Origin of the sequence: Acetobacter ascendens (assembly GCF_001766235.1) — a bacterium.
GTDB classification, from domain to species: domain Bacteria; phylum Pseudomonadota; class Alphaproteobacteria; order Acetobacterales; family Acetobacteraceae; genus Acetobacter; species Acetobacter ascendens.
The window spans coordinates 2,011,120-2,025,865 of sequence record NZ_CP015164.1 but is presented as its reverse complement, the minus strand read 5'-3'; the positions used below and the strand labels follow the sequence as shown (position 1 = coordinate 2,025,865).

Below are 14,746 nucleotides of genomic sequence, written 5' to 3'. Positions count from 1 at the left end.
GCGGAACTTTGGCACGCACAGTATGCAAGGTAGAGTGGATGCAAGACGGTTCCTATAACGAAGTGCCTGTTATCAGAACACCAGTTTTTAAAACCCCGGCGGATGATCTGGCCTACTGGCAGGCCAACCCGGATGTGGCCGCATGCGGGCTTTCTGCCCCCCAGCATTATGCCCAGCATGGCCAGCACGAAGGGCGTATGCAGGCTGCCAATCAGGATTTGGTAGCCGCCATGCGTGAACGCAAGCTGGAACGTATTGCCTTCCGCCAAAATCCCGTTACACCGCGCACCTACGGCCAGCCCGCCAATTACATGACAGATGCCATAAGGCAGGAGTTCCATATTCCGCCTTTTCCGCCCATTTCGGCCCATAATTACGGCGGCTATATTGCGGGCCTGCAAAAGCAACACCCGGATTGGATGTTTCTGGATGTAGGGGCCGGGCTGCGTGATACCGTAACCGAGCAAATGGTGAATGTAGATGTGTTTCCCGCCCTGAGCACCGATGTGGTGTGTGTGGGGGAAAACCTGCCGTTTGCCGATGCCCAGTTTGATTTTGTGCTGTGTGCTGCCACGCTGGAACACACCAAGCGCCCGTGGGAGGTTGCGGCGGAAATCTGCCGTGTGCTCAAACCCGGCGGCATTGTGCGTATAGATTATCCGTTTTTGCAGCCCGTGCACGGGTATCCATCACACTATTTTAACGCCACGCCGGAAGGCAATATCAGCCTTTTTGAAAAATGGTGTGATATTCAGTATTGCATTGTGGAAGACCACTTCCACCCCGTGCATGCCCTGCGCTGGATGATGGAAGACTGGAAAAACGGCCTGCCAGATGATGCCAAGGCCCAGTTTGGCAACATGCGGGTGGATGACTTTTTGTCCTCCTCTATCCCGGACATGATGCAGCAGCCTTTCTGCACAGAACTGAACCCCGAAGCCAAAAAGGTAATTTGCGCTGGCTCTACGCTGGAGGCGGTTAAAAAGCAGGGCCCGCAGTTTTATGGCAGCCTGCGCGAAGAGCATCTGGCGCAGGAAGTGCAACAGGCCCGCCAAGATGTGGAGATCATGCGGGCTTCCTCATCATGGAAGCTGACAGCCCCGCTGCGTAAGGTGGTTGGCCTGCGGCGCAAATAAGGGCCGCTGCCGTATCAACCAAAAAAAAGCGGGAAAACAAACATCCACAAGCCGGCAATAAGCATAGGCAGCGCAATGGTAACCATCGGCCCAAAACGTGTGGGCCGTTCTGGCGGTAACCCGGCTGCCTGATGTACCTGCGCAACGCGGGCATCAATTTCTGCGTCTATTGGGTCTTGTTCTGTCCAGTCTTCTTCTGGCGTGGGGGCGGGTGCATTTGTCATGAGTGGTCCTTGTGCGGGGCAAAAGCGGTTTCAGTATATGTAGCGCATGTTGGTGTATGCTGGGGAGCGGTTTCAGCAAGGCCGTGGCAGAAGGCATAAACCGTATTGGCGTGGGGTGTTTGTAACGATAAAGAAACTATATAAATTTATATAGTATTACGATAATTATAAGGGATATATCCCCGTAAAGGCCATTTTTAAACGGTATATGGCAAGTACGGCCTGAATGCAGTGTTGAGCTCAGCCGGAGATTATATGGGTTATTTCGAAAAAGTAAAACAAACGTTTCTGCATAGTTAACGTGTTGCCTATATGTTAACATTTATGTTGAATTATAATTAGCGTCACTCTAAATCCCTCTCTGACTGTATATGCAGTATCATATTACGTGAAAAATGAGGGCATGACGACAATAACTGTAAATACAAGTGGTAACTGGGGTGTTCCAAATACTTATGATAATGACGATGTTATTTTAGACGGAACCGCCTATCCAATTACAGTTAACGTTGAAGCGTATAATTATGGCAGTTGGACTGAAGGTGATACTTCAAATTCCAATTTCCATTCCCCTACCATGACCGTTGAAGGGGATGTTACGATAACCGGAGACGGTTATCTTTATATTAACAGTACGGTTACGAATAATGCCTCATCCTTCACTGTTGAATCGACCAACTTTGCAGTAAATGGCACCCTGACAGGCAATACCGTTACCATTGCAAACGGTGGCACCCTGTCTGTTGGCACGCTAAAGGCGCCAATTACCTTTGGGGCCTCTCCGTCAGATTCCAGCGCATCTAATACGCTTATTGTGAACAATTATGCGTCCAGCGGAACGCTCACAATCAACAACCTGTCTCCGCGCGATCAGATTGTTTTTTCCAATGGTGAGACCACAAGCCTGAGCTGGAGCGGCAATGGCAACGAAATTGTGGATCAGAACGGAACAGTTCTGGCAAACGTGACCTTTGCGGATGGTTATACCAAGGACGATTACTCCTTTAACGGAGATACCGTAACCGTTACCTGCTTTCTTGCTGGCAGCATGATCCGCACACCGGAAGGTGAAAAAGCGGTGGAAGACATCCGGTTGGGTGATGAGGTTGTAACCTTTGACTGGCAGCAGAACACACACGTTGCCGCCCCGGTTGTTTGGGCCGGTAAAGCGCATGCAAATGTGCGGGCCGATCTTGCGGATGATGAAGCCGGCTGGCCTGTGCGTATTCTTGAAAACGCCATTGCCCCCGGCGTGCCTTATAAGGATATGCTGATTACGGCAGAACATTGCCTGTTCTTTAATGGCAAGCTTGTGCCGGCCCGTATGCTGGTGAATGGCGTATCCATCTTTTACGATAAATCCATTACTTCATACGATTACTATCATATCGAAACAGAGCAGCACTCCGTTATCACTGCCGATGGTGTGCAGACAGAAAGCTATCTGGATACCGGCAACCGTTCCACCTTCCGCCAGCTTGGCAAGGTTGTGGCGCTGCGCGGTAAAGCCAAAAGCTGGGCGTGTGATGCGGGAGCCCCACTAGGGGTTGAGCGTTCTTTTGTTGAACCTTTGTTCCGGGTGCTGAATGTGCGTGCAGATAAGATTTCCGGCCATGCTCCGCGTGCCAAAAAAGCAGAAACAACCACAGATCCAGATCTGCATCTGATCACAAACACAGGTGCCATTGTGCGGCCCCTGCGTAAGGAAACCCAGCAGTACAGCTTTATGCTGCCTTCTGGCACGCAGTTTGTGCGTGTGGTTTCCCGCGCTAGCCGCCCGGCAGATGTGGTTGGCCCGTTTGTGAATGATCGCCGTAATATGGGTGTGGCTGTTGCGGATGTGTGCCTTTTCTGCGCCAGACAGGCGCATGACATTACGGCACACCTTCAGGCGGAAAAACCCGCTGGCTGGCATAATGCCGATTGGGCAGATTGCGCATGGACCAATGGTGATGCGGTGCTGCCCCTTGGGGATTATCTGACCAACGGCAAAATGGGCATTCTTTCCATGACTATTCGGGCAGCAGGCCCATATCTTGTGGAAGATCAGAAAGTTTCTGAAATTAACACGCAGTCTGCCTGATTTTAGCAGTTCTGAGTGTTTGCAAGAGGCTCTACCTGAAAGGGTAGGGCCTTTTGCATATGGTAAGGAAAGCGCCCAGTTTACTGCTTTTTCTGCCCGGTTTCACGCAGCAGAAAGGTGAGCGCGCCTGCCAGCACAATACCGGCCAAGCCAAAGCTAAAGCCCTCTGTAAAGTCTGCCCCGTTGAGCGGTCGTCCATGCCCCAGATGTTGCAGGAATGCAGCAAACAGCGGAGAGACAATGGCGCTCATAACAAACACCAAAAAGTTAATGGCCCCTGTGGCGCTGCCTTTTACATCATTCGCATTTACTTCCTTGATGATGGTGTAGGGGATCATGGCGGCACCAGAAGAAAAGCCCAGCAGCAAAGCCAATACATAAGGCGGAAAGGTGTTGCCCGGCAGGTAGATAATGGCCGCAACCGTAAGCGCCATAACAATAATGCCGCCCAGTAGCACGGGTTTTCTGCGCCCGATTTTATCTGTTAAATACCCAAGGGCAGGGCAGCCAAGCATCCAGCCCACAGGCACCATGGCGGCCCGCATAACGGCCTCGTGGCACCCAACGTGCCAGCTTTGGGTTAAAAACGTAATGCCCCATGTCATGCTGCCCACGGTGGTGGGTAAAAACAGCAACCCCGCACACAGGCCGCACAGATAAGATTGCGGGTTGGTGAGCACGCTTTTATATGGCGCAAACATGGAGCCAGAGGCTTTGGCTATGTGTGCGGTATCTGCCTTTTTTTCTTGCGGAGTCATTACAAACAGAAAAACGGCTATCAGGGCAATCAGCAGCCCGGTATCAATCCAGTAAAAATGCCAGTTGATAACACCATGAATCAGCCATGCTACGGTGGATTGCCCCATGGCGCCGCCCAGCATGCCCGCGCACTGTGTGGCCCCCACAGCCGTGGCCAGATACTTTTTGGGAAAGCCCCGAGCAGCCAGATAAACCGCCCCCACAAATGCAAAAGCCGAGCCCGCACCTTGCATAAGGCGGCCAAGGCTTGCCATCCATTCATCACCCCAGCCAAACAGGCAGGTGCCAATAGCCAGCACCAGCGCACCAAATGAGATGGTATATTTGGCCCCCCACCGATCCACCGCAGCGCCCGAGATAATGGAGCAGAAGGAATAGGTGTAATAATACAGCCCTACGGCGTGTCGTCAGTTAAGCAGGATGATGATTGAGGCGAACTGCACGGCTGCGAGGAAGGTCGATTTCAGTTTATCGTAGCGGGTTGCGATAGCGCGAAACTGCTTGAGTTTATTGAAGAACCTCTCAACAAGGTTCCGTTCGCGGTAGAGAGAAAAATCGGTTTTCCGTCGTGTCGTTCTGTTGCGTTTTGGCGGGATGACCGGGGTAATCCCGCGCTGTATCAGCCGATCGATCAACCTGTCCGCGTCATACGCCTTGTCAGCAAGGAAAGCATCCGGTTCGATGTTTTCCAGAAGTGGTTCTGCCTGGGTGATATCGGCATCCTGTCCCGGTGTGATGCCGAGTTCCACTGGATTGCCCAGAGCGTCGCAGATGGCATGGATCTTTGTAGTTAGCCCGCCTCGTGATCGTCCGATGGCCTGATCCGTGCCCCTTTTTTGAGAGCTCCGGCACTATGCTGATGCGCTCGGACAATTGTGCTGTCGATCATCATGTATTCGTTGTCGTAATCAGCGGCCAGATAACGAAATATCCGTTCGATGACGCCGCTTTCACACCAGCGGCGCAGACGCCGGTGCACGTTTTTCCAGTCACCGAAACGGGCAGGAAGGTCGCGCCATGGAATACCCGCGCGATAGCGATACAACACCGCCTCCACGAACAGACGGTTGTTCACCGCAGTGCCGCCGACATAGCCTTCTCGACCAGGAAGAAGATCCTTTATCCGCTCCCACTGGTCATCGCGTAAACTATAGCGCCGCATCTGTCTGTCTCCCCAAAAAAACGGGAAAACAGTCAGCACACGCAGACACAAAGTACAACCCTCACGTGCCACTCTCAGGGCTTAACTGACGACACGCCGTAGTAAGGACCCCAACCCCACCGTTGTAAGCCCAAAGGAGGAAACAAGCTCGCTCACCATAACGCTGGGGGCAGAGCGTGTAGAGTATTGCAGAAGATAAAAGACCAAGCACAAAAACCAGGCAACAATATAAGGTGTCTGGAGTGAAGTTGCGGGCTTGTGCGTTGGGGGCGGAGGGGTGTTAATATTGGTAGGCATATTTGTCTTCCACACTTTTTACGTCATCAATAAGAAATATTCTGAAAATTTATATATGAATTTTCATTCCTATACACTGACAACACTTATCTGGCCTGACGTTATCTGCTGGTGAGAGGCAACACAATTTTCAGAGACAGCTTACCCCTTAACATAGACGTGCCTTGGCTGAAATTGATGTATGTTTTTAGGGAGTGCGAAGTGTTGGGGCCGCAGTAAGGTATCTGTATGTAAGAATTTTAAAAATATAGATTTAAAATAGCCTAAAAATAAGGAAGTAAGCGTAAATTTATACGCTTACTTCCTGCATGACGTTTAGTTCAGCACGCCAGTGCCGGTAACTGTTTTAGAGGTTGCCATGGTGTGGTGCAGCACCTTGTCACCATCAAAGATAATGGCAAGCTGTTTGGAAATGCCGTGGTTGCGAGACCCAAAATAAGCCATGCCGGGAACGAAGTTGATGCCATCTACAGAGCTATGCACCATTTCGTATTTCCAGATTTCTTTGCCGCTATCTGTATAGTTAACGTTCAGCGGGTCACCGAATATCTGCTTTATCTGTTCTTTTGTGGTTACGCCGTCAATAATTTGTGCATCCACAGAAGCCTGCGTGGCGTTTTTTAGCGTTTTATTGCCGCTGTTGGAGCAAGCTACTGTTGCCATTGGCAGCAAAAGGACGCTCAGCATTGCTACCGTTTTAATTTTTGACACTTTTTTGCATCTTTCCGAGATAGAATTATAACGTACGGGAGCTTCTATGCTGTATAGGTATAAGAGCCCTTTTGGAAATTCGCTATGATAGGTTTTCAAGAGGTTTTGAGCGTGATTCAAAGGCAGGATGTGGACGCCAGCACAACGAGGCCGCATGGCCGGAATTACACGCAAGACGAAACGCTATCCGTCTGATCTGACAGATGAGGAATGGGAGCGCATAGCGCCTCTGATGCCCCCTGCGAACCGGCGTGGTCGGAAACGGACAACCGATTTCCGTGAGATCATCAATGCTCTGCGCTATCTCGTGCGCTCAGGCTGCGGTTGGGAGATGCTTCCGGTTCATTTTGGCCCATGGCAAACGGTTTACTGGTGGTTCCGCAGGCTGATGCGCCGTTTCCTGTTCCAGACCATTCATGATGTCTGTCTGATGCTCGATCGTGAAGCGACAGGACGCGAAACCAGTCCATCGGGTGGTGTCATTGATAGCCAGAGTATCAAGGCACCCCACCCAAAGACACGTGGTTATGACGCAGGCAAGAAGATCGTCGGTCGGAAACGTCACATCGCAGTTGATACGGATGGCCGCCTTCTCCTGGTCCAGCTGACAACAGCCGATATTTCGGACAGTGCAGGAGGACAGATGATCCTTGATGCCATTCGTAAACGCTGGCCTTGGGTGAAGCACCTGTTTGCCGATGGAGCCTATGACCGCCTCCAGTTGATGGATAAGGCCACTTTTCTCGACTTCACAGTCGAGATCATCCGGCGGTCAGAGACAGCAAAAGGGTTTGAAATCCTGCCGCGTCGGTGGGTTGTGGAACGGACCTTCGGTTGGATGATCCGCTGGCGTCGCCTTGTGAAGGACTACGAACAGCGGATCGACGTCGCAGAGGCCATGATCCACATCGCCATGGGAAGCCTCATGCTACGCCGAAACGCTCATCCGTGAATTTCCAAAAGGGCTCTAATTCCAGCAAGAGATGCGCATAAAAAAATTAGATATGTGTAATAATGCAACAGGTGTTGTTCCTATTATTTTTGCACGTATGCATATAATACTTCACATTTAAAATTTAATAATGGCCTATATAGTAGGAAGCTTTCATTAAGTTTTATAATAATTAACTATATGACGGAAAAATTTACCCTCACATTGATACTGCAGCCAGCTACGTTCATTATGCGGCAGGAAAAAAGACATAACAGGATAATTAAGATGACTGATGATGAAGCCCGTATGCTGACAGGTACCGAACTAGACCCGCAAAAACTTTATATGCAGGTTGAAGGGCTGAAAGACGTTTTAAAGCTTGCCGTAAGCGGGTTGTCCCAGCAAAGTTTACGCAATTTGCAAGAAGCACTTGAAAAAGTGTGTGCAGGCAGCGTGGAAATTCCGGGAATGGCCGAAGCGCTTGAGATAGTAAAAGAACATTCATCCGGAGCACCGCACCTACAATAAGGTGTATGGGTGTATTATGCTGCTTGCGTAAAAACGGCTTATAGGCAGTAAATGTATCAAACAGGCTCTATTTGTAAAAATAGAGCCTGTTTAAAATGTTTTCCGAATAAAGTGGTTAAGCGGAGTGTACTTTCATCTGTGCCATGTGTTGTGTTTGGGTAAGGTAAGGCCCAGCAGCACGGATGGTCAGGGAAAGGATGCCCACCTTATCGCCCGACAGATGGTTGCCGAGAGGCAGCACGGCATCACCATTTGTCCATGCGCAATCTGCCCAATCTGTAGCATGCCAGCCTTCTGGCTTTTCTGCCTGAAGGTGGGCTGTAATGTCGTATTGGTGTTGGGCGCAAAGTAGGCGCACATCAGCAACAGCCACACCCATGTAACGGCGATCATCTACAAAGGGGCCAAAAACATCAGTCGGGCGACTGGCGTTGGAGATAATGCGCACGGATTTTACGCCAGGTGGAAGCATGAACATGACGTGGCCATTATGCTCACGCACCTTACGAATAATGGCCCCGGTTTCGGTTACAAGGTGTATATCTGCTTCATTTGTCAGGGCAGGTGCTTCTGTTGGCGCTGCGTACCCAGCTTGATTGGCGCGTGCTTCAATCTGCCGGAACAGGGGTTCCGCAAATGCACGAGAGACATCAAGCGGTGCAGCCGCATCATTCCATGTCAGGTTCCGAGAAGGGGCGATGGAAACAAGGTTACCTGACTGTTTAAAGCTAGAGCGATTGCCAGTATCCAGATAGCTTTCCGTTAGCATACCATCAGCCATGATAACGGAATGGCTTTCAGTCTCGATATGATAATAATCATAAGAAGTGATTGATTTATCATAAGAAATAGAGCGACCGTTTACAAGCATACGGGCCGGTACAAACTTGCCATCAAAAAACAGGCAATGCTCGGCTGTAACCAGCATATCCTTGTAAGGCACGTTTTCGGCAATAGCATCTTTTGCGATACGTACCGGGTATCCTGCCTCATCATCTGGTAAATCAGCACGCACAGATGCACGTTTTTTGCCAGCCCAAATAACGGGGCGGGAAATTTCTTTGCCATCTACATATGCAATAATTTCATCACCAATCCGAATATCTTCAACTTTCTGAAGGCCGGATGAAGTGAGGATCATGCTGCCAGCCAGAAAGCAGTTTAGAATGCCCTGAGCACTATCCCATACCATTTTAGAAGGGTCAGAACCGAGATAGAAGCTGACATTTTGCAGTATGGTTACGCCATTGGAGCCTGTTAGATTATAGGTTCCATCGGAATTTTGGCTCCATGTTGGCTGGCCAGTTGAAGGGTTCGAAAAACCCTCCTTTTGGTCAATTATGAAATCATAACCCATTGATATTGTTGCAGACAAAAAGTCTTAAATAGGGTTTTTCGAACCCTCCGAGTGGTTGTCATCTTTGTTTCCAGTTTATTTAAAATGTAATTTTCAAAGGGATAGTTTTTCTTGAAAAAACACTATTTAGATTGGAAAATAATAGCAATAAAAAAATGTTAATATAATACAAATTATTTTTAAATCTATTTAAAAACACCCACTTAAGAGCCTATAATGGCGCATATTTATATTGTGGTCTGATGAGATGGTGCATAAGATGAAATGATATTTTGGTGATGTTTAATAAAAATAAGTTATCTACTTATAAAAATTATTGATTCTATTTATGTCTGGACAATCTCAGCGCATAAGAATGCCCTGTGGGTACTGCGTGACCTACATGAAAAACGTTGGGAAACACGAAGCCAGAACGGTCTAAAAACGGCCTGAAAAAGAGGGGGTATGAAAACTTTGTGAAGAAAGTTTTTACTTTCCACCAAAAAACCCAATAAAAACAAGGGGTTGAACAGGAGGGTGGTGGAGCTGAGAGGTGTGTAATAATCTTTTATTATCAATGGGTTGCTGTGGAAAATCAGGTAAAATAGGCTGGTTATTTTTCAATGGGTTACATCTAAACTGTAAACTCAAAATTTACGTTTACGTACTTAAATTTGATATTCAAATAAATTTAGGTTGAGCTAAAAGCTTGTTCAGAAAATTTATGTGGAAAAGGACAAAATATGTCACATACCCCTTTGACTGCATGGCGCTGCGATAAATGTGGCGAAGCTGTTAACGCGGAAAATGGATGGCTTGAATGGGAAAGTGACGAAGGTAATGGCCCCAGAAACTTTCACATTGTTCACAACAAAAACGAGTGTTTCTTTCATACTCGGTCGCCATCAAGAAGAGATCATCACCTCCATTATTTTCTTGGCACGAAAGGTCAACAATATTTACTAAAACTTTTGTATCCAGGGACATTCTTCATGTCTCATTTTACTAGAGGCGATTGGGATTATCCTAATATTCCAGATTTTGCAGAAATTTTTCGCCGTCTACATGTTCCATACTATGAGGAAGCACGAATTTATTTTGAGACAGCATATTCAGAAGGTGAAATGGACGGAGCTAACGAAAGTACGATAACAAGTTCAGATTTTTGTAAGGATATTTTTTCCAAATATAGAGAGAAGAGTGATGTTCTTTAATTGGCTGCAAAAGACATGCGTTATTAAATTACATTAACGCGATTTCCAAAAGTCTGACCTCGCCACCAGCGCGTGCCAGCCCACAGCCAAGATGATGGTGGCGAGGAAAACTCCCCCGCCACCAACAATCATGCCGCACTCAAAATCCGGCGTCATGCAGACTGGATGGCCGCGTTATCGGCCTGACACTTGGCAAAGATGGCCTGAATATCCGCCACACTTGGCCCGGTTTTGCTCTTGGACTGCTCCAGGGCTTCCTTGACCGTTTCATACACTTCCGGCCCGTATTTCTCAGCCAGACCAGCCACGGTGCCAACTACGCCAAGGATGGCGCTGATTTCTGTTGCGTTCATGTTATTTGCTCCCGCCAAGAGCTGCGCAGGCATCCGGCGTGGTGCCGGTTTTCAGGCCTGCCCAGCAGGTTTCGAATGATAGAAAATCGGTCTGGAGTGCATTCACACCCGTCTGGGTGATGCTGTTGCCGTGCTCAATAGAGGTTTCCAGAGACGAAATTTCATTGAACACGGTCTGGCTTGCCCGCTTGGCAATATCCTTCTGCGTATCCGTCAGGGCGATGCCCGGCACATTGCCTTTAATGGCATCAGGAATCGGCTGCGCCAAAACGTGGTAGGAACTGTCCACATCGAAAACAGTCTGGTTCAGCTTGGCTTGCGGGGTTGCGCCACAGGCAGCCAGAAGGGGCAGCAGCCCCAATGCGAGGAATGCTTTTTTCATTTGGTGACTTCTTTCTCAGATGAAGATGAGAAGGCTAACTTTTAGTTAGCCTTTGGCTCTGATGGCGTGGCCGTAGCCTTTGTGCGCATCAGAATGGCTGCGTTGGCGGCTTGGCCCCAGTTGGCAGCGAAAACGTTAAGAACCCGGTAAACCGGCCACAGCTTGGAACCGGCAGGCGGTGCCGGGATCTGCGTTGCCACAAACCCCAGAATAGCTGCGGCGCTCAGGCCAATTTCCACCCAATGGGCATATGGCTGAGGCAACTGTGTGAGAGCCACAACCAATGTGCTGGCAATGCCACCAGCCTTTGCTGTTTGGGCGATGGTAGCCTTGGCTGTTGGTGTGTCAGCCATAGCCAGCGCCACGCAGGCTCACGGGCAGCGTGTTGATGATATCCACGCGCTCGATGAGGATGTTTTCTTCATTTAGCCGAAAGCCGCTTTGCCGCAGACGCTGGGCAAAACGGTCGAACAGCAGATCTGCCAGGCAATCCAGTTCATGCCGGGACAGAGGATCTCGCTCACTCATGCGTTTTCCTTCACGCGGTCGATTTCCGCCGCGTTGAGTTGATCTGTGGAAGTAGGGGAGGGTGCAGGTGCTACTGGCTGCGGATCACACGGATTAACTCCGCTCCAGAGCAGCCATTCCGCATGACGCCGTGCCGTAAGGCCGGGCACCGTAATCAGCTGGCCATTGCGGTGCATGTGGTTCCACAGCAGAAGCTGATCACTGGCCGCAATATCGTGGCCCGCGTTCAGATCTTTCAGTAGTGTGGAACTTGCCAGCGCCGCTGTGCCCAGATGGAGGGTTCGAAGAACCGTTGATTGATTTCCCTTCTGCCTGATTTCAGGTTTTTAGCGAGTTGATTGCTGGTTCGTGGACCTGATTTTCACTCTGCGTATTGAGCAGAGAGAGGGTCTCATGCCCTGAATTGCTACGCGCTCGCGTTAATCCGCTCCAGGAGGAGAAAGCGGCGCATATTATAGACGATATTGGCCAGCCCGATCCTCATGGTGGCTCGGGTTATCCCTACGGTTCGTATGAACAGTCCTGTCTGCGATTTCTGATCGGCAAAAACATGCTCGACACGCGACCGAATAACGGACTTTCCGGCGTTGGATCTCTGGATATGTCGTGGCATCGGCTTGAGATGAGGCTTTTTCCTGTGAACCTTCGAGACAAAGCCATGCTTGTCCATGAAGTCCTCATTGGCTTTTGAGCGGTAGGCTGTATCCGCCCAGACTGTTGATGCCATATTGGTTTTATCCAGCAGGCCCTCGCGTAGTCTGGCACCATCGCTGGCCGCTGCATCGGTCGCTTTCCATTTGCGGATCAGCCGAAATTTCCGGTCGATGGAAACATGCGATTTATAGCCAAAGAAAGGGATGGCCAGATCTGTTGCGGGCATACTCCCGTCATCCTGACGCTTTGCTTTCGTGAACTTCAATGTCCATCGGGCATGACGATCTTTATGGGACAGCTTTGAGGGCTTGTCCTGCCAATCCTGCGGGATCCGTCCTTCGCGCAGATCGGCCTTCTCTTCATTGGTATTGCGCTGCTTTGGGGCCGCTACCAGTGTAGCATCCAGGATCTGACCTGACATGGGGAGATAACCGGCATTCCGCAGGGTCGCATCAAAGCGGTTGAACAAAACATCAATTGCTCCCGCCTGTGTCAGACGCTCACGAAACAGCCAGACGGTCTTGGCATCAGGCACGCGGTCAGACAGCCCCAGACCAAGAAAGCGCATGAAGGACAGGCGGTCGTTGATCAGGTATTCCGTCCGTTCGTCGGACAAATTGTTCAGCGTCTGGATGACCAGAATTTTGAACATTAGCACTGGATCAAACGGAGGACGCCCGCCTTTGCTTCTGTCTGAATAGGCCAACGCCTTGTTCAGCTCCGGACGGAATACCTCAAAATCCACAGTCTGGGAAAATGCTTCAAGTTGGTCACCAAGCCCACTCAACCGAGCAAGCCGCTCTTCAACATCAAAGAAACCAGACTGCGTCATCAGCCACTCCTCCAGTCATCACACAAGAGAGGGAATCACACAGAGAGACCTAAAACCAGAGGGTTTTTCGAACCCTCCAGATGCACAGCCAGCTTTGTGCCCGGTTCACCTGCTACAGATCCGGCCATCCATTCAGCGCCGGTTTTCTTGCCACCGGGCAGCAGCTCACGCGCCAAAGCCTCCATCTGGCTGGCCAGCATGGCAGAAACTTCTGCCGCTTTCAGCTTGCCGCTCATGCTGCGTTCCGAACAATAAAGCACAGCACCGGAAAACCGTAACCCAGCACATTAAGCACAGGCATAACGCCGCGCCGTGCATTCTGGATGTTAGACAGGTGGCCTTTGCTGATACCAAACCGGCGTGCAGCAGCTTCCTGCGTTCCACAACGCCGGATAAAAGTATTCAGTTTTTCTTGGATTTCGCGGAGTGATGCAAGCCGACCACTGCCGTCCCGCACTGGATAGCGCAGAACTTTGACCAAGCCAAGAGCTTTGCAGACACCATCACTAATAGTTTGCATGGCTTCTGCATCACGCACGGACTGTTCTTTCAGTCCATGCTTACGGGCAAAGGCAGCAAGGCTTTTTTCCGCAGCAATGGCATTACGCAACCGACCGCAGAAATCATATCCATCCAGCAGCGCCTCAGCCATTGTACTGCCTTGTCTGCCGAATGGCCTTGCGTGGCGCACGCCATGTAAAGCCACTGGACACGCGCGACTGCATGGAAAGATCAGGCTGCACGCGCGCACTTTCACGCAATACCCGCGTATTGAGAGGACGGCGGCGGAAAAACCGGCGTGCAGATTTGGCGTTTTTATGACGCGACATGAGAAGAATTCTCCTGCGCTGCATGCTTATTCTTTGTAATTCCAAGAAAAGCACGGCGCTTTTTAATGGATATTTCCGAAATACTCAGCTTGCTGGCTTGACGGCGAATACTGAAACCACAGCGGGCATAGTGCCGGATTTTAGGATCTAGCTCCCGCCAGTTGAGTGCTTCACGTGCCATCAGGATATGCTTGCTCCATCTGCAACGCTCACCTGCAACGGCTTGCCGTCAGCGATGATCCTGTGCGCTGTGGCTTCAATATGATGCAGCGATGTACGGGCACGTTGCGCATGTATGAGGATTTCATGTGCTTCCTGCACATCCACATTGCCATCTGCCATGCTTTCAAAGCCCTTTTGCAGAACTTCACTGGTAGCCTTGGCAAACTTGCCCATATCGTGCGGTAGCAGACCGTTGCCGAACTTGACCGGAACCAGAGCAAAACCTTCTGCCTGAGCCATAACGGAAAGAATAAGCGGCTCTTGCGCTTCTTTATCCAACTCGACAGCAACATCTACCGGCACCACAGCCGCTTTTTCACGGTTGCAGTAATCGGACAGCTGCGTGATGCCGACACGCACAGCGCGAGATATTGAATCCAGCCCACCACAGGCTTTGATGGCTGTGCGGGTGGCAGTTTTGATAGCTGCGGTTAGCATGGCGCATTATCCGCAGCAGGGGTGCTGGCAGCAGCATTGATACCGCTGCCAGCTACGTCCATTATGTGTTTCCCAAAAACATAAAAGGACGATTCCGATGTATGGTATTGCCGTTTGCGAAAA

At 50.1% G+C, this 14,746-nt stretch carries 22 protein-coding genes and 1 pseudogene; 5 read left to right on the top strand and 18 right to left on the bottom strand.

The annotated features are described in order from the left end of the window. Window positions 1-38: 38 nt before the first annotated feature. On the top strand, window positions 39-1,136 hold the full coding sequence (locus tag A4S02_RS09800; RefSeq protein ID WP_019089514.1) for a class I SAM-dependent methyltransferase: 1,098 nt from the start codon (window positions 39-41) through the stop codon (window positions 1,134-1,136). A gap of 14 nt (window positions 1,137-1,150) precedes the next feature. Here A4S02_RS09800 and A4S02_RS09795 read toward each other — a convergent pair whose 3' ends face one another. After that, window positions 1,151-1,360, bottom strand: coding sequence for a hypothetical protein (locus A4S02_RS09795; protein WP_070323650.1), 210 nt, complete (start codon window positions 1,358-1,360; stop codon window positions 1,151-1,153). 403 nt (window positions 1,361-1,763) lie between these two features. Between A4S02_RS09795 and A4S02_RS09790 the strand changes: the two genes are divergently transcribed. Beyond that, on the top strand, window positions 1,764-3,443 hold the full coding sequence (locus A4S02_RS09790; protein WP_070323649.1) for a Hint domain-containing protein: 1,680 nt from the start codon (window positions 1,764-1,766) through the stop codon (window positions 3,441-3,443). An 80-nt stretch (window positions 3,444-3,523) separates the two neighbouring features. Here the strand turns inward: A4S02_RS09790 and A4S02_RS09785 are convergent, their stop codons facing one another. The 4 genes from A4S02_RS09785 to A4S02_RS09770 all read right to left on the bottom strand — a co-directional run bounded on the left by A4S02_RS09785 (window position 3,524) and on the right by A4S02_RS09770 (window position 6,348). After that, on the bottom strand, window positions 3,524-4,546 hold the full coding sequence (locus A4S02_RS09785) for an MFS transporter (protein ID WP_265733683.1): 1,023 nt from the start codon (window positions 4,544-4,546) through the stop codon (window positions 3,524-3,526). Between the two features lie 63 nt (window positions 4,547-4,609). Continuing rightward, window positions 4,610-5,364 (bottom strand): IS5 family transposase gene (locus tag A4S02_RS15200; RefSeq protein ID WP_087651418.1). Its coding sequence is split into 2 segments (ribosomal slippage): window positions 4,610-5,025 and window positions 5,025-5,364, totalling 756 coding nucleotides; the frame shifts between segments, so codons are not numbered across the junction. An 81-nt stretch (window positions 5,365-5,445) separates the two neighbouring features. After that, complete coding sequence (locus A4S02_RS15685; RefSeq protein ID WP_228142357.1) at window positions 5,446-5,661, bottom strand: hypothetical protein; 216 nt, start codon at window positions 5,659-5,661, stop codon at window positions 5,446-5,448. A gap of 315 nt (window positions 5,662-5,976) precedes the next feature. Next, a complete protein-coding gene (locus tag A4S02_RS09770) occupies window positions 5,977-6,348 on the bottom strand; it encodes a hypothetical protein (RefSeq protein ID WP_019089518.1) in 372 nt (123 codons plus the stop codon). A 151-nt stretch (window positions 6,349-6,499) separates the two neighbouring features. On the opposite strand from A4S02_RS09770, the gene A4S02_RS09765 reads away from it, so the two are divergent. Then, on the top strand, window positions 6,500-7,324 hold the full coding sequence (locus A4S02_RS09765) for an IS5-like element IS12528 family transposase (protein WP_082246809.1): 825 nt from the start codon (window positions 6,500-6,502) through the stop codon (window positions 7,322-7,324). A 267-nt stretch (window positions 7,325-7,591) separates the two neighbouring features. Next, window positions 7,592-7,834: a hypothetical protein gene (locus tag A4S02_RS09760; protein WP_070323647.1), complete on the top strand. Its 243-nt coding sequence runs from the start codon at window positions 7,592-7,594 to the stop codon at window positions 7,832-7,834. A gap of 115 nt (window positions 7,835-7,949) precedes the next feature. Here A4S02_RS09760 and A4S02_RS09755 read toward each other — a convergent pair whose 3' ends face one another. Further along, entirely contained in the window at window positions 7,950-9,026 is a 1,077-nt protein-coding gene (locus A4S02_RS09755) for a Hint domain-containing protein (RefSeq protein WP_408736032.1), read from the bottom strand. Window positions 9,027-9,913: 887 nt separating this feature from the next. Here A4S02_RS09755 and A4S02_RS15680 point away from each other — a divergent pair. Beyond that, the gene (locus tag A4S02_RS15680; protein WP_157885542.1) at window positions 9,914-10,384 is read left to right on the top strand and encodes a hypothetical protein; all 471 of its coding nucleotides are present in this window, start codon (window positions 9,914-9,916) and stop codon (window positions 10,382-10,384) included. A gap of 152 nt (window positions 10,385-10,536) precedes the next feature. Here the strand turns inward: A4S02_RS15680 and A4S02_RS09750 are convergent, their stop codons facing one another. The 12 genes and pseudogenes from A4S02_RS09750 to A4S02_RS09705 form a co-directional block, all read right to left on the bottom strand. Continuing rightward, a complete protein-coding gene (locus tag A4S02_RS09750) occupies window positions 10,537-10,737 on the bottom strand; it encodes a hypothetical protein (protein WP_019089524.1) in 201 nt (66 codons plus the stop codon). A 1-nt stretch (window position 10,738) separates the two neighbouring features. Next, entirely contained in the window at window positions 10,739-11,119 is a 381-nt protein-coding gene (locus tag A4S02_RS09745; protein WP_019089525.1) for a hypothetical protein, read from the bottom strand. Window positions 11,120-11,160: 41 nt separating this feature from the next. Next, window positions 11,161-11,472, bottom strand: a complete 312-nt coding sequence (locus A4S02_RS09740) for a hypothetical protein (RefSeq protein WP_070323645.1) — start codon at window positions 11,470-11,472, stop codon at window positions 11,161-11,163. Next, complete coding sequence (locus A4S02_RS09735) at window positions 11,465-11,647, bottom strand: hypothetical protein (protein WP_070323644.1); 183 nt, start codon at window positions 11,645-11,647, stop codon at window positions 11,465-11,467. Before A4S02_RS09735 ends, A4S02_RS09740 begins: the two co-directional genes overlap by 8 nt. Beyond that, entirely contained in the window at window positions 11,644-11,823 is a 180-nt protein-coding gene (locus tag A4S02_RS15945; protein WP_208858878.1) for a hypothetical protein, read from the bottom strand. Before A4S02_RS15945 ends, A4S02_RS09735 begins: the two co-directional genes overlap by 4 nt. After that, window positions 11,824-11,877, bottom strand: a pseudogene (locus A4S02_RS16410) (hypothetical protein); the annotation flags it as partial. It abuts the gene before it with no gap. 176 nt (window positions 11,878-12,053) lie between these two features. Further along, a complete protein-coding gene (locus A4S02_RS09730) occupies window positions 12,054-13,136 on the bottom strand; it encodes an IS5 family transposase (RefSeq protein ID WP_208858931.1) in 1,083 nt (360 codons plus the stop codon). A gap of 32 nt (window positions 13,137-13,168) precedes the next feature. Continuing rightward, entirely contained in the window at window positions 13,169-13,369 is a 201-nt protein-coding gene (locus A4S02_RS09725) for a hypothetical protein (protein ID WP_070323643.1), read from the bottom strand. Beyond that, window positions 13,366-13,785 (bottom strand): hypothetical protein, encoded by a 420-nt coding sequence (locus A4S02_RS09720; protein ID WP_070323642.1) that lies wholly within the window; start codon window positions 13,783-13,785, stop codon window positions 13,366-13,368. Before A4S02_RS09720 ends, A4S02_RS09725 begins: the two co-directional genes overlap by 4 nt. Then, a complete protein-coding gene (locus A4S02_RS09715) occupies window positions 13,778-13,963 on the bottom strand; it encodes a hypothetical protein (protein WP_070323641.1) in 186 nt (61 codons plus the stop codon). Before A4S02_RS09715 ends, A4S02_RS09720 begins: the two co-directional genes overlap by 8 nt. Beyond that, window positions 13,950-14,144, bottom strand: coding sequence for a hypothetical protein (locus tag A4S02_RS09710; RefSeq protein WP_070323640.1), 195 nt, complete (start codon window positions 14,142-14,144; stop codon window positions 13,950-13,952). Before A4S02_RS09710 ends, A4S02_RS09715 begins: the two co-directional genes overlap by 14 nt. Next, the gene (locus A4S02_RS09705) at window positions 14,144-14,623 is read right to left on the bottom strand and encodes a hypothetical protein (protein ID WP_070323639.1); all 480 of its coding nucleotides are present in this window, start codon (window positions 14,621-14,623) and stop codon (window positions 14,144-14,146) included. Before A4S02_RS09705 ends, A4S02_RS09710 begins: the two co-directional genes overlap by 1 nt. Window positions 14,624-14,746 lie beyond the last annotated feature (123 nt).

Coding starts and splice junctions, on each gene's coding strand:
- A4S02_RS15945 (WP_208858878.1), bottom strand. CDS start 11,823: ATGCACCGCAATGGCCAGCTGATTACGGTGCCCGGCCTTACGGCACGG.
- A4S02_RS09760 (WP_070323647.1), top strand. CDS start 7,592: ATGACTGATGATGAAGCCCGTATGCTGACAGGTACCGAACTAGACCCG.
- A4S02_RS09710 (WP_070323640.1), bottom strand. CDS start 14,144: ATGGCACGTGAAGCACTCAACTGGCGGGAGCTAGATCCTAAAATCCGG.
- A4S02_RS09765 (WP_082246809.1), top strand. CDS start 6,500: ATGTGGACGCCAGCACAACGAGGCCGCATGGCCGGAATTACACGCAAG.
- A4S02_RS09790 (WP_070323649.1), top strand. CDS start 1,764: ATGACGACAATAACTGTAAATACAAGTGGTAACTGGGGTGTTCCAAAT.
- A4S02_RS09720 (WP_070323642.1), bottom strand. CDS start 13,785: ATGGCTGAGGCGCTGCTGGATGGATATGATTTCTGCGGTCGGTTGCGT.
- A4S02_RS15685 (WP_228142357.1), bottom strand. CDS start 5,661: ATGCCTACCAATATTAACACCCCTCCGCCCCCAACGCACAAGCCCGCA.
- A4S02_RS09770 (WP_019089518.1), bottom strand. CDS start 6,348: ATGCTGAGCGTCCTTTTGCTGCCAATGGCAACAGTAGCTTGCTCCAAC.
- A4S02_RS15680 (WP_157885542.1), top strand. CDS start 9,914: ATGTCACATACCCCTTTGACTGCATGGCGCTGCGATAAATGTGGCGAA.
- A4S02_RS09795 (WP_070323650.1), bottom strand. CDS start 1,360: ATGACAAATGCACCCGCCCCCACGCCAGAAGAAGACTGGACAGAACAA.
- A4S02_RS09750 (WP_019089524.1), bottom strand. CDS start 10,737: ATGAACGCAACAGAAATCAGCGCCATCCTTGGCGTAGTTGGCACCGTG.
- A4S02_RS09745 (WP_019089525.1), bottom strand. CDS start 11,119: ATGAAAAAAGCATTCCTCGCATTGGGGCTGCTGCCCCTTCTGGCTGCC.
- A4S02_RS09705 (WP_070323639.1), bottom strand. CDS start 14,623: ATGCTAACCGCAGCTATCAAAACTGCCACCCGCACAGCCATCAAAGCC.
- A4S02_RS09800 (WP_019089514.1), top strand. CDS start 39: ATGCAAGACGGTTCCTATAACGAAGTGCCTGTTATCAGAACACCAGTT.
- A4S02_RS09725 (WP_070323643.1), bottom strand. CDS start 13,369: ATGAGCGGCAAGCTGAAAGCGGCAGAAGTTTCTGCCATGCTGGCCAGC.
- A4S02_RS09715 (WP_070323641.1), bottom strand. CDS start 13,963: ATGTCGCGTCATAAAAACGCCAAATCTGCACGCCGGTTTTTCCGCCGC.
- A4S02_RS09755 (WP_408736032.1), bottom strand. CDS start 9,026: ATGGTATGGGATAGTGCTCAGGGCATTCTAAACTGCTTTCTGGCTGGC.
- A4S02_RS09740 (WP_070323645.1), bottom strand. CDS start 11,472: ATGGCTGACACACCAACAGCCAAGGCTACCATCGCCCAAACAGCAAAG.
- A4S02_RS09735 (WP_070323644.1), bottom strand. CDS start 11,647: ATGAGTGAGCGAGATCCTCTGTCCCGGCATGAACTGGATTGCCTGGCA.